The sequence below is a fragment of the Yaniella halotolerans DSM 15476 genome (genome assembly GCF_000420805.1).
GTDB lineage: Bacteria > Actinomycetota > Actinomycetes > Actinomycetales > Micrococcaceae > Yaniella > Yaniella halotolerans.
This window is the reverse complement of the sequence record NZ_ATVQ01000003.1, coordinates 275,822-288,174: the sequence shown is the minus strand read 5'-3', so window position 1 is coordinate 288,174 and position 12,353 is coordinate 275,822. Positions and strand designations below refer to the sequence as shown.

Genomic DNA, 12,353 nt, shown 5'->3' with positions numbered 1-12,353 from the left:
TGTAGCGAAGCAAGAATCACAAAATGTGGCTTAGATCACTATGGAATAGACAATAGACTTTCACTATGTAAAAATCAACAGCAGCTATAGAAAAAGGTTGTCATTACATTGGAGGCGGGAGATGCCTGAACGCAACGCGAGCCCCAGGGGCGGCTTGGGCACGATTCGTAATGCCACAAAGCTCTTGTCCCTCCTAGCTGAGGGGCCTGCCTTGCAGCATCTGACAGATCTTGCCGAACGATCCGGAATGTCTGTACCTACTGTGCACCGACTGTTGCGATCCCTGGTTATTGCAGATTTTGCAATACAAGATCCAACCACCTTGCGGTATGGGTTGGGCCCAGAGATTAGTCGCCTCTCAACCCACTACCTCAGCAAACATCCTGTGTTGAACGCTGTCTCGCCCTTTGTTGTGGCCCTTCGTGATCAGCTACAGGCGACTATCAGCACTTCCATCTTGGTGGGTCACGAACTTGTCTGCCTTGACCAAGTGGATGCCGGAGATCAAGGCCCCTTCCGCTCTCCACCTACCTCAACGCCCGCACTAGCATCGGCCCCTGGGCGGCTGCTTGCCTCGAGAACCGACGATGAACACTGGCAGTTCATCTTGAGTCAGGCATCTGCAGATCTGGCAGCTACCGCGGAACAAAATCGGCAAGAGTGGGCTAATGCAGAGGACCTCTTTATGGGGCCAACCGATGTGCTTCGACCCGCAGAAGTTGCGGTTCTGATAAAAGATGCTGATGACGATGTGGTAGCGGCCCTCAGCGCAGCCGTAGCGCCCAATACCTCTTCTGTGGATCTCAGCAAAGTCGTTGATATCCTGACTCGCACCGCCGTCTCCTGCAAAGGAAATCTCCGTAATGGCTAAAGCTACACACTCGAATTTGCCCGAGGATATGCAGAGGATTTGGAAACCGATTGTCGACACCCTGGACTGGCACCAACCCCCGGAGGTCTACTGGAAACGACACCGCGATGACCGGCTGGATGGCGAATGGTTCCCAGGTGCCACGATAGATCCCCTGTGGAATCTTCTCGGCCGCCACCAACAAAATGCCGCGGGCCGCATCGCCTTCTACTGGGAAGGCGAACCCGGCGATCGCCGCACCATGACATATAGCGAGCTTGAACGAGAAGTCTCGTTGATGACCGGTGCGCTACGTGATTTAGGAGTCGGGGCTGGGGACTCGGTAGCCCTCTACACCGGGTGGCTGCCAGAAACCGTCGTCACGTTGCTAGCGTGCATCGGGCTCGGTGCCCAGTGGAGTATTGTGCCCATCTCCGTGCACAGTGAAGCCTTGGCCGAGCGGCTCGCCTTGATCGCACCCAAAGTATTTGTAACCCAGGACGGTGCATGGCGGCATGGAACGGTACTCCCGTTAAAAAACCGCGCTGACGATGCGCTGGGCGCTGCCGACAGCGTAGAGCACACGATCGTGGTCCAACGCACCGGTATCAATGTTCCGTGGTTTAGCGGCGACCACTGGTACCACACACTCATGTCTGGACGAGGCACGACCTCGCCCAATTATGCGCAGCAGACGGGTTCTGATCACCAAACGATCAGTTCGATCAGAAATGCCGAGAGTATTCTATGCAGCATGCAGGTGGCCACATCCGATACGATTCCTGTTTTGACCAAGCACCCGGTGGCCGGAGTCCTCGTCCGAGCTGCTTCATTCCAACAAGCCGTCGCGACTAGTGGTCCCCTATGGTGTGCCGGCAATATTGCCTGGGTGGTTTCCAGTTGGAATGGATTACTTGGTCCGCTGCTGGCCGGGCAGGAAGCCGTACTGTATGAAGGCACCCTCGACGTCCCAAGCACAAAACGTGGTTGGGAAATTATGCACCGATACGGAGTTGAAACTCTGGTCACCCCACCTTCGGTGATGCGGACTATTCGATCCTGGATACCGGATACTCCACCGCTGACCCACGATCTCTCGCTGACTCGGGTGGTCACCGCCGGTGAAGCAGTCGAGCCCGAGCTTCGGACGTGGATGGAAACAACATTCGGCACACTCGGCGCCGAAGTCCTGGACGCCTGGGGCCAGGTCCTGATCGGCGGTATAGCGCATGTACAGGGTGGCACAACACAATTGCCAGCAATCAGTCCTCGAGTCATCGATGACGCCGGACAAGAATGCCACAGTGCAGGAACCGGCGAATTAGTCCTGACTTATCCTGTGCCCGGCATGGTTTCAACCACAATCGATATTGATGGCGTCGAATCGTATCTTCCGAACTACGACCGTCACGGACCGAATACCTTTTCAACTTCTGACATGGTGACCGTCAAAGAGACCTCGCTTTTGCACCATGGCAGATCCGATTCGCTTGCCTCCATGGCGGGACAACTGATCTCACTCGATGCAGTGCGACGGGTCATGCTAGATCATCCCTTTGTCGTCCGCGCTGAAGCGACCGTTCTTCTCAACTCAGCCCTCAAAAAGAACATCATCGCAGCAGTAGAACTCCAACCCTTTGATGGGGCTTCCGCGGCCACCAATGAGCTACCGCAACGCTCGGTCTCCGGTACCCCCACCTTTACCTCAAGAATGTTTGAGGTCGCGGACGAACTCATCGACTCCGTCCAAAACGTGCTCGGTGGATTAGCTGCACCCAGAACCATCATCTTTGTAGATCGGCTAGCCAAAAATGCTCGGACAGTTCTTGGCAACCTCACGGCAGACCAGCTTCCATCCAGCACACATGCAGCCTTTCTCCCCTGGCAAGAAATCACGGAGCGAGCCGAACAGTAGCAAAGCACATTGCGCTACCTGGTCCGCGCTCACCCCTCATACTGATTTTGCATTGCCTTTGGTACAACTTCGCATTGCGATTACGACGGGGAACCCATGATTTCTTGACTCAGTTCGTTTAGATTGAAATGCGAATAAACCACCGTGATGTTTAAGGACCCAGATGACCACGACGTATCGTATTCAGAACCCTGCCACTGGCGAACTGCTGCAGGAGTTTCCCTTCGCCACCGACGAAGGGATTCAGCAGGCTCTGTCCGATTCCGCAGCGGCATATACAACTTGGTCCGCAATGCCTATGACAGACCGCGGCAAGATTTTAGAGAAACTTGCCGACCTCTTCGAAGAAAACGCCGTGGAATTAGCTGCCCAGGCCACTTTGGAGATGGGCAAAAACTCACGCGAGGCCATCGGCGAGGTCAAATACTGCGCTCGGATCATCAGGTACTACGCCACAGAAGGCGAACGACTCACTGCCGATCAGGCACTAAAAAACATTGATGGTCAGACGGCTATCTTGCGGCGGAAGCCCTTGGGACCACTCCTGGGTATTATGCCGTGGAATTTCCCGTTCTACCAGGTCATCCGTTTCGCGGCCCCGAACCTCATGCTGGGCAACACCGTCCTGCTCAAACATGCAGAAATCTGTGCTGGAACAGCGCTAAAAATCCAAGAATACATGCACAAAGCTGGCGTGACCGAGGGAGCATACATCAATGTTTTTGCCACCCATGAGCAAGCATCGACGATCATTGCTGACCCACGCATCCATGGAGTATCGCTCACGGGTTCAGAACGTGCAGGCTCGGCCGTTGGTGAGCAGGCCGGTCGTCATCTCAAGAAAGCCGTGTTGGAGCTCGGCGGATCAGACCCCTACATCGTATTGGATTCAGCTGATGTCGCAACGTCAGCTCGACGGGCGCTGTTCTCTCGTCTAGCGAACTCTGGTCAAACATGTACTTCGAATAAACGCATGATCATCATGGACGATATCTACGACGAGTTCGTGGCTGAATTAACCAAGCTTGCCGCAGAACTCACCCCGGGTGATCCGGCTGAAGCCAATCGCAATGAGTATGCGCCGTTGTCCTCAGAAGCCGCAGCAAACGGCCTCATGCAACAAATTGATGAGGCCCGGTCTGCAGGTGCCAATGTCCTGGTCGGCGGCGAGCGCCCAGACCTGCCAGGCTATTATGTTGCCCCCACCGTGCTAACGGACATCCCTGCCTCCTCGAAGGCATTCTCACAAGAGCTCTTTGGACCGGTTGTCATGGTCTACCGTGTTGCTACCGAAGATGAAGCCATCGAACTCGCCAACTCCTCTGTTTATGGGTTGGGCGGCGCAGTCTTCTCCGCGGATGAAGAACGAGCCCAGCAGGTCGCTGATCAGCTCGATGTCGGAATGGTCCACGTCAACGCGTTCAACGTTGGTGGCGAAGATCTTCCCTTTGGTGGTGTCAAACGTTCAGGTTTTGGGCGCGAGCTCGGCCCGTTAGGCATGGACGAGTTCGTCAATAAACAGCTGTTGACGCTCAACACCCCACGCTAGGACATGCAGGTATTGGTCTCCGGATGGTCGCTGACGGGCATCCGGAGACTCCGGTCTGCCGGAAGTTTTGGCCGCCAGCTTCCCGAATGCACAAAGCAACACGGACTACCGTAGAATTTTGGCATCATGTCCAACACATCGTCTGTCGACCTATCTGCCATATCCTTTCCCGATGATCTACCGGTTTCTCTACACCGGGATCAGATCATGGAACAGCTGGCCAATCACCAAGTGGTCATCATCGCCGGCGAAACCGGTTCGGGCAAGACCACGCAGCTCCCAAAAATGTGTTTGGCCATGGGCCTTGCTGAGACCGGGATGATCGGTCATACTCAGCCACGCCGTATCGCGGCACGGTCGGTGGCCGAACGCGTTGCCGATGAGCTGGGCCAGAATATTGGGAGCACCGTCGGCTACCAGGTACGGTTCACCTCGGAAACCTCGTCAGACACCCGGCTGAAAGTCATGACCGATGGTATCTTGCTGGCCGAAATACAACACGATCCAACGCTGTCACAGTATTCGGTCATCATCATCGATGAGGCCCACGAGCGCAGTCTCAATATCGACTTCCTGCTGGGCTATCTGAAGCGTCTGTTGCGCAAACGCGAAGACCTCAAAGTTATCATCACTTCAGCAACCATCGACCCGGAATCTTTTGCCGAGCATTTTGCTGATGTCAATGACAACCCGGCACCCATCGTTGAAGTCTCGGGACGCACCTACCCGGTTGAGATTCGGTATCGCCCGCTGGCGCAAGAACAGCCCGAAGACGATCCCGATGACGACGCTGACGATATGGAAGACGCACGCGACCCGTTAGACGCTATCGCCGATGCCGTTGAGGAACTGGGCGTTGAAGAGCCCGGCGACATACTGATCTTTTTCCCCGGCGAACGTGAAATCCGGGATGCCGCGGAGGTACTCGGGGCACGTCTGGCCAAACACCCGCGCCTGTCCAAGGCGGACATCCTGCCGTTATTTGGCCGACTCTCCCTACAGGACCAGCAACGCGTCTTCCGCCCCGGAAACACGCGAAGAATCGTGTTAGCTACCAACGTTGCTGAAACCTCTTTGACCGTCCCCGGTATCAAGTATGTGATTGATACCGGTACAGCTCGCATCTCACGGTACTCCCAGCGTACGAAGGTCCAGCGCCTGCCTATCGAACGTATCTCGCAGGCTTCTGCCCAACAACGTGCTGGCCGTGCTGGTCGTACCAGCCCGGGTATTGCCATGCGGTTGTACTCGGAAGAAGATTTTGAGGCGCGCCCCGAATTTACCGATCCCGAAATCTTACGCACATCACTGGCCTCGGTCATTTTACACATGGCCTCCGCAAATATCATCATGACTGCAGCAGAGCTGGAAGACTTCCCGTTCCTGCAGCCGCCTGAGCATAAGCAAATCACCGACGGGGTGACCCTCTTGACCGAGCTGGGCGCGCTGAACACCGGCAACCCTACGCGTGTCCGGGGACGTGGTGGCAAATGGGTCACGCGCACGTTCAAAGCCGGCACCATCACACCGGTGGGTCGACGTCTTGCCAGACTCCCGGTGGCGCCACGACTGGCCCGCATGATTTTGGCATCCGAGCAGCACGATGTCGTGCCAGAACTGTTGGTCCTGGCCGCCGGCCTAACTATTCAAGATCCCCGGGAACGTCCAGAAGAGCATCGTGGTGCCGCAGATGAACTCCATGCCCGCTTCACCGATGACAAGTCCGACTTTTCCGCTCTGTTGAACTTGTGGAACTACCTGCATGAACAACAGCGTGAGCTCTCGGGGAACCAGTTCCGCAAACTGTGCCGCCGAGAATTCATCAACTATCTTCGAGTCCGCGAATGGCAGGACCTTGTACGCCAACTCCGCCAAATTGCACGAGAAGTCGGTATCAAGCTGTCACCCAACGCTACGATTGACGCGGTCAAACACCACGATGGCGTGCATAAAGCGCTACTCACCGGCATGTTGTCGCACATCGGGTCCTGGGATGAACGTCGCAAGCATTATCACGGGGCACGAGGATCGCGCTTTGCGGTGTTCCCGGGTTCTGGTTTATTCAAGAAACGCCACGATTTTGTCATGGCATCTGAGCTCGTGGAAACTTCCAGATTATGGGCTCGTCAGGTTGCGGCTGTGGAGCCGGAGTGGATTGAAGACGCTGCCGGCTCTATCGCAAAGGTCAATACATCTGACCCGTACTGGTCACGTCGCAACGGTACCGCTATGGCCCGGCAGCAGGTCACCGTCTACGGAGTATCCGTCGTCACCGATCGGCCAGTCCGGTACTACAATGTGGATCGCAGCCTTGCTCGAGAACTCTTCATTCGCCACGCACTGATCGAGGGCGAATGGAACACCCGCCACCACTTCTTCAAGCGCAACCTGGACCGGGTAGCCGAGATCCGTGAGTTAGAAACCCGAATGCGTCGTCGTGACCTCTTGGTATCTGAGGATGTGCTGTTCGCATTTTACGACGCACGGATCCCGGAACATGCGGTCTCGCAACGACATTTTGATGCTTGGTGGCGAAAGGCACGGCATCAGGACCCAGAACTTCTGGACTTGGACCCATCGCAGCTGCTAGCCAGCTCGGGCCAGGACGTCGACGTACACCAGTTCCCCGACGTTTTCATACACCCCACTGCCACCGGTGACGTGCAGCTCCCCCTGCACTATGAATTTACTCCGGTTGCAGCCATTGGGGCCGATGCTTCTGGTAATGGGCAGCCGGTCGGGCCTCGCACCGACGGCGTGACGGTCACCATTCCGGTTGCCCTATTGCATCAGGTGGACCAGGCGCGATTCGAATGGCTGATCCCAGGTCTGCGCACGGAGCTTGTCACCGCACTCATTCGTGGGCTGCCGAAACCTATTCGCAAGCACCTGGTGCCAGCTCCGGATACCGCCCAGGCGGCCGTAGACGCGCTCGAGGCAACAGCGGATCCTGCAACCGATGATTTCTACACCGCACTGGGAACGTTCCTACGCCAGACGAAGCATCAGTACATCAAACCCGAAGATTGGGCCATCGAAAAACTGCCGCCCCATTTACGTTTTACCTACCAGGTGGTCGATGATCGCGGCGCCATTATCGGCACCGATAACAACCTGGGACGTTTACAACGGGAGCTTGCTGGGCAAAATCAGACGGCACTGGCGGCATCGCTTACCGACGCCGCCAACGCTCAGGGTGTGACATTGCCGGGGCACCAAGAGCAGTCTGCCCAACAACCACGCCAACGCAAACAGCACAAACCGTCGCCCAAACGCCCGATGACCGCCCCGGAGTCGTCCTCCTTCACTCCACAAACCGGGCTAACACGCTGGAGTATCGGCGATATTCCAGGCACTGTGCAAACGGCGATCTGGACTGGATCAGCACATCAGAACGTGACCGGGTATCCCGCATTGCAAGCCGAAAACGGCAAGTCACCGTCGGCAGCGCTGGTGGTTATGCGCACTGAAGGTGAACAGCAGGCTGTGCACCGTGATGGAGTCATCGCGTTACTGCAGGCCGAACTCCCGGATCCACAACGCTATATATTGGATCATCTGTCGTCCGAGGAAAAATTGGCGTTCGCCCAGTCCCCTTACCCAAATAGTGCCGCACTGGTCGCGGATTGCACACGCACGGCCATCGACGTCTTGCTACCGGATGAACTGCCCATGACACAGCAGGCGTATCGCCGCTTGGCTCAAACGGTACAACAAGAACTGATCGATACCACGTTCAAGGTCACCACTGTTGTGGCCAAAATCCTCAACCTCTCACGCGATGTGGATCGTCGGATTCGTAAGATTCGTTCCCTAGCGTTGGCTGCGGCAGCCTCAGATTTACGCGCCCACCACGATCAATTAGTCGGTAAGGATTTTGTGTCGAAAACCGGGTGGGACCATTTGCGCCATGTGCCGAGATATTTGGAAGGCATCAGCCTGCGCATGGATAAGTTGGATGCCGGTGGCGCACTACAGCGCGATGGGCTCAACATGCAGGTCGTACAAACACTGGCACAAGAATATGAGGACCTGAAGCGTCAGGCACCGACGGGTGTCCCGACGCCGGGTGCTATCAGCGAGATATTCTGGCAGCTCCAGGAACTCCGGATCTCACTGTTTGCTCAAGAATTAGGCACAGCAACGAGCGTGAGTGAGAAGCGGCTGCGCCAGGCCCTCAAGTCCGCCGCAGCAGCGCTGGGCTAGTCTTTGGGGACGTAGGCCCCATGACCGGCTTCGCGTAGGGCAGCACGGATCTTGGCTGCCGCGGCTTTCATTTTTTCATCGTCTGGGTTCTCAATCAGATTGCCCAGATCGAAGTCCGCCTGCGAGTTCGTTGGGAACACGTGCAGGTGCATATGCGGTATCTCATAGCCCTGGATGATCAAACCAGCACGAGCAGCCCCCAGGGAGGCCACCTGAGCGGCGCCGATGCGGGATGCCACGGTGTACACATGTGCGTTCAGCTCTTCTGGAGCATCAGTCCACATGTCGATCTCTTGGCGTGACACCACAAGCGTGTGTCCATACGATAATGGGCTGATATCGAGGAAGGCCGCGCATTTGTCGTCCTCCCAGATAAACCGGCCGGGGAGTTCGCCGTTCAGAATTTTGGTGAAGATAGTTGCCATGGGTCCTCCTGAAGAGTCGCTGATCTGCCTTTGCAGGATCAGTCTAGTGACAGAGCCGTCAAAAGTGTCGGGTTGAACCTCTAGAGGTCCTGGGGCATCGTGCCGGGGGTCTGTCCGGTAGCTACTGGTCGGTCACGCGAAGACGACCATGCTGACCATGAACCTGGATACAGGACGCCTTCTACCCCGGCCAGTGCGAGCGCCAAAACAGTTTTTGCCGCGGTCACACCGGAGCCACAGTAGGCAGCTACACCGGTCGTCTGGGTAGCGCCGAGCTGCGCGAAGTGTTCACGCAGCTGGGCGGCAGAACGGAATTTCCCGTCGGCATCAGTCACGTCGCTGCCCGGCGCAGAAATGGCTGATGGGATATGACCAGCTACCGAGTCAATAGGTTCGGACTCCCCGCTGTAGCGTTCGGGCGCTCTTGCATCAAACAACAGTCCACCTGCACGGAGAAATTCTGGGACCTCGGCTGTATCGACAACCGGCATTTTGCCCCATGAAAGGTAGACGGATCCAATACGGGGTAATACCTCCCCGGCCTGTAGCGGCAGGTCCGCGGCGCGCCAGGCGTCGAGACCGCCATCAAGAACATACACGTTGGTCATGCCTGCATAGCGCAGCAACCACCAGGCGCGTGCGGCTGCAGCTGAACCGACAGCGTCATAGATGACGACGGTATCGCCATCATTGATGCCCAGCATGCGCACCGATGCTGTAAAGTCGCGGGGTTCTGGCAGTGGATGACGTCCTAGGGCTGGTGAACCGTGACCGGCCAGGTGACTGGTCATGGAAACATAGACTGCGCCCGGGATATGGCCCTGACGGTAGGCCTCGTGATTTTGCGTGGAATCGGTAGCTGACCACCGAACGTCCCAGATGACCAACTTTCCGGGTTCTGGTGCTGGTGTCGCCGATACGAAGCCTTCGGGCTGGTCTGGCAACTGATCCGAGAGCATTCTTGTACGAACATGGACCGTATCGCTGTTCGGCAGAGAATTATCCGTCGGATCAACACCCATCCATGCAGCCAGCACATCGGTACTCAGAAGTACAGGTTGACTCATTGGTTGATCCCTCCAGCAAGATAGGCACCGTCGAATTGTTCTTGTCGGTAGACACGGATCGTGCCGAGCTGTCTCAGGATTTTCACATCTTCAACTGTAACCCTGTGACATAAGAATTGCACAGTCAGCGCCTTCCAAAATTATCCTGCAGGTTAATGCGTAGCCCTTGTTACAATGAAGGCCGAATTCATCACGTCAGAAGGGTGACCATTCACAATGTCGACAGGTTCATCGTCACGGCCGCGCACACGCAACACATGGCAAAAGCAGGCCATCGATGAGATTCTGGATCGCAACACTGACTTTCAGTCGGCTCAGCAGGTCCATCAATCCGTGGCTGAAAGCGGCCGTTCAGTCTCGCTTGCCACAGTATATAGAGTTCTACAAGCTCAAGTTGAAGACGGCTTGGTGGACATTTTGGCACTCGACGACGGCCAGACACTATTTCGCAAGTGCGCCGCAACCGGGCACCACCACCATTTAGTATGCCGCAACTGTCGAGCCACCGTCGAGATTGATGCACCGAAAATTGAACATTGGGCCGACCACGTTGGCGACGACTTTGGCTACACGGATATCAATCACACGCTCGAGATTTATGGGCTCTGCCCCCAGTGCACTCAGTAGGCTTCGTAGCGTCTAAAGCGCTCCCCATAGCCCACAGACTGTTCTTCTGCAACGTTCGCGTCACCCTCGCTTGTGCATTCCGGCAGTTCCACGACGGTCGTGCCATTAACATCAGCGGGTTCGTGCAGCGTCCCCAGACCGTACGCTTTTTCTAGGTTTTGACGTGTTAATACTTCTTCGGGCGTCCCGGAGGCAATCACTTTGCCGTCCATAAGGATGACGTGGTCAGCCGCCGCAGCTTCATCAAGATCATGCGTGGTCAAAATGACGGAATGACCGTGCTCTTCTACTTCAGCGTGAATGACGTCGTCAATAATACGCATGGATTTCAGGTCAAGACCGGTCATGGGCTCGTCTAACACCAGAATTTCGTGGCCCTGTGCAATCCCCTGCGCGACATAAACACGTTGCCGCTGCCCGCCAGATAGCTCTTCGAGATGACGGTGCTTCAGGTCGGTGATATTCATGGTTTCCATCGCATAGTTGATGGCGGCCCGGTCCTGGGGACGAAAGATACCGAACCAACCGCGCTGGGCATATCGCCCCATACAGACCACATCTTTGACGGTTATCGGCGTACCAGTTGGAAAAACTACCGACTGCATGACAAATGAGATGTCTTGTTTCACATCTTTGACAGCCTGTCCAAGAACCGTGAGGCGTCCTGCACTGGGAGTCAGAATGCCGGCCATCGATTGTAATAACGTCGTCTTACCGGAGCCGTTTGGCCCGATGACCGCGGTAATCTTGCCGTGCGGAATCGTAAATGACGATGCGGAAACGGCCAGATGGGAACCACGGTACAACACGATATCGTGGGCTTCAACGAGAGTCATGAGGCTCCTTGCTCAACTAATGTCGTGCTGCGTTTACGCCGGACAATCGCAGCCACTGTTTCTCGAATCGTCAGGATGAGGAAGAAACCAAGAATGGCAACCAACGCCATCGATGCTCCGGCAGCTGTACCTAAATGGTAACTGAAAATCAATCCCACAGTAACAGAGATCATACCGAGAATAAGTGACGTCAAGATCATGCGCGGTACCGTTCGCGTGATCAGTGCGGCGGCTGCAGCAGGGCCAATCAATAGACCAAGGACCAACAGGGTACCAACAGCCTGGAATGAACCTATCACGGCTGCTGCAATCATCAGCAGCAATAACCAGTGCGTGAGCTGCGGGCGCATTCCGAGAGCCTGGGATTTATCCGGGGAGAATGACAAAGACATCAACGGACGGTACAACATCAGTGACATCAAGCCGACACCGATGACGAAGAGGAGTTGCATCTGCACGTCAGCCCAACTCACACCTAGCGCATCACCAAACAGGATCGCGGTGAGTGAGCCTTGGAAACTATCAGACCGAGAGATCAGCACGACACCAAGCGCCATCATCCCCACGAACAGGAGGCCTATGGCGCTGTCTTCTTTCAGGCTCGTGGTGCGGTGGATCAGCTCAAGCAAGCTGACCATAACCAAGGCGGCAAGTGCAGCCCCGAGGAACGGCGAGAACTCAAAAAGTACTGCTGCGGCGATACCTGGGACCACTCCGTGAACGAAGGCATCACCAAAGAAACTCATGCCGCGCAGCACGAGCCAAACGCCAACAAAGCTCGACATCACCGCGGCCAAGAGCCCCCCGAGCAGCGCTCGAATTTGAAAACCCGTCTGGAATGGCTCAACCATCCAGTTATAGAGTTCCACTACGTGGTC

The 12,353-nt window shown here is 56.0% G+C and carries 9 protein-coding genes; 5 read left to right on the top strand and 4 right to left on the bottom strand.

Going from position 1 to position 12,353, the window contains the following annotated elements:
* The first annotated feature begins 121 nt into the window (after positions 1 to 121).
* The 4 genes from G583_RS16445 (at position 122) to hrpA (ending at position 8,520) form a co-directional block, all read left to right on the top strand.
* A complete protein-coding gene (locus tag G583_RS16445) occupies positions 122 to 871 on the top strand; it encodes an IclR family transcriptional regulator (protein WP_022871267.1) in 750 nt (249 codons plus the stop codon).
* The gene (locus G583_RS0111170) at positions 864 to 2,765 is read left to right on the top strand and encodes an AMP-binding protein (protein ID WP_022871266.1); all 1,902 of its coding nucleotides are present in this window, start codon (positions 864 to 866) and stop codon (positions 2,763 to 2,765) included. Before G583_RS16445 ends, G583_RS0111170 begins: the two co-directional genes overlap by 8 nt.
* Before the next feature lie 163 nt (positions 2,766 to 2,928).
* Positions 2,929 to 4,314 carry an NAD-dependent succinate-semialdehyde dehydrogenase gene (locus G583_RS0111165; protein WP_022871265.1) on the top strand — a complete coding sequence of 462 codons (1,386 nt, stop codon included), beginning with the start codon at positions 2,929 to 2,931 and terminating at the stop codon, positions 4,312 to 4,314.
* 126 nt (positions 4,315 to 4,440) lie between these two features.
* The gene (gene hrpA / locus G583_RS0111160; RefSeq protein WP_022871264.1) at positions 4,441 to 8,520 is read left to right on the top strand and encodes an ATP-dependent RNA helicase HrpA; all 4,080 of its coding nucleotides are present in this window, start codon (positions 4,441 to 4,443) and stop codon (positions 8,518 to 8,520) included.
* Here the strand turns inward: hrpA and G583_RS0111155 are convergent.
* Both G583_RS0111155 and G583_RS0111150 read right to left on the bottom strand, forming a co-directional pair.
* A complete protein-coding gene (locus tag G583_RS0111155; protein ID WP_022871263.1) occupies positions 8,517 to 8,945 on the bottom strand; it encodes an HIT family protein in 429 nt (142 codons plus the stop codon). The genes hrpA and G583_RS0111155 overlap by 4 nt on opposite strands.
* An 80-nt stretch (positions 8,946 to 9,025) precedes the next feature.
* The gene (locus G583_RS0111150) at positions 9,026 to 10,012 is read right to left on the bottom strand and encodes a sulfurtransferase (protein ID WP_022871262.1); all 987 of its coding nucleotides are present in this window, start codon (positions 10,010 to 10,012) and stop codon (positions 9,026 to 9,028) included.
* Positions 10,013 to 10,228: 216 nt separating this feature from the next.
* Between G583_RS0111150 and G583_RS0111145 the strand changes: the two genes are divergently transcribed.
* A complete protein-coding gene (locus G583_RS0111145) occupies positions 10,229 to 10,639 on the top strand; it encodes a Fur family transcriptional regulator (protein WP_022871261.1) in 411 nt (136 codons plus the stop codon).
* Here G583_RS0111145 and G583_RS15755 read toward each other — a convergent pair.
* Both G583_RS15755 and G583_RS0111135 read right to left on the bottom strand, forming a co-directional pair.
* Positions 10,633 to 11,475, bottom strand: a complete 843-nt coding sequence (locus tag G583_RS15755; protein ID WP_022871260.1) for a metal ABC transporter ATP-binding protein — start codon at positions 11,473 to 11,475, stop codon at positions 10,633 to 10,635. The genes G583_RS0111145 and G583_RS15755 overlap by 7 nt on opposite strands.
* Positions 11,472 to 12,344 (bottom strand): metal ABC transporter permease, encoded by an 873-nt coding sequence (locus tag G583_RS0111135; protein WP_022871259.1) that lies wholly within the window; start codon positions 12,342 to 12,344, stop codon positions 11,472 to 11,474. Before G583_RS0111135 ends, G583_RS15755 begins: the two co-directional genes overlap by 4 nt.
* Positions 12,345 to 12,353 lie beyond the last annotated feature (9 nt).

Excerpts from the sequence above, each read along its gene's own strand:
- hrpA (WP_022871264.1), top strand. The coding sequence starts at position 4,441 with ATGTCCAACACATCGTCTGTCGACCTATCTGCCATATCCTTTCCCGAT.
- G583_RS0111150 (WP_022871262.1), bottom strand. The coding sequence starts at position 10,012 with ATGAGTCAACCTGTACTTCTGAGTACCGATGTGCTGGCTGCATGGATG.
- G583_RS0111155 (WP_022871263.1), bottom strand. The coding sequence starts at position 8,945 with ATGGCAACTATCTTCACCAAAATTCTGAACGGCGAACTCCCCGGCCGG.
- G583_RS15755 (WP_022871260.1), bottom strand. The coding sequence starts at position 11,475 with ATGACTCTCGTTGAAGCCCACGATATCGTGTTGTACCGTGGTTCCCAT.
- G583_RS16445 (WP_022871267.1), top strand. The coding sequence starts at position 122 with ATGCCTGAACGCAACGCGAGCCCCAGGGGCGGCTTGGGCACGATTCGT.
- G583_RS0111165 (WP_022871265.1), top strand. The coding sequence starts at position 2,929 with ATGACCACGACGTATCGTATTCAGAACCCTGCCACTGGCGAACTGCTG.
- G583_RS0111170 (WP_022871266.1), top strand. The coding sequence starts at position 864 with ATGGCTAAAGCTACACACTCGAATTTGCCCGAGGATATGCAGAGGATT.
- G583_RS0111145 (WP_022871261.1), top strand. The coding sequence starts at position 10,229 with ATGTCGACAGGTTCATCGTCACGGCCGCGCACACGCAACACATGGCAA.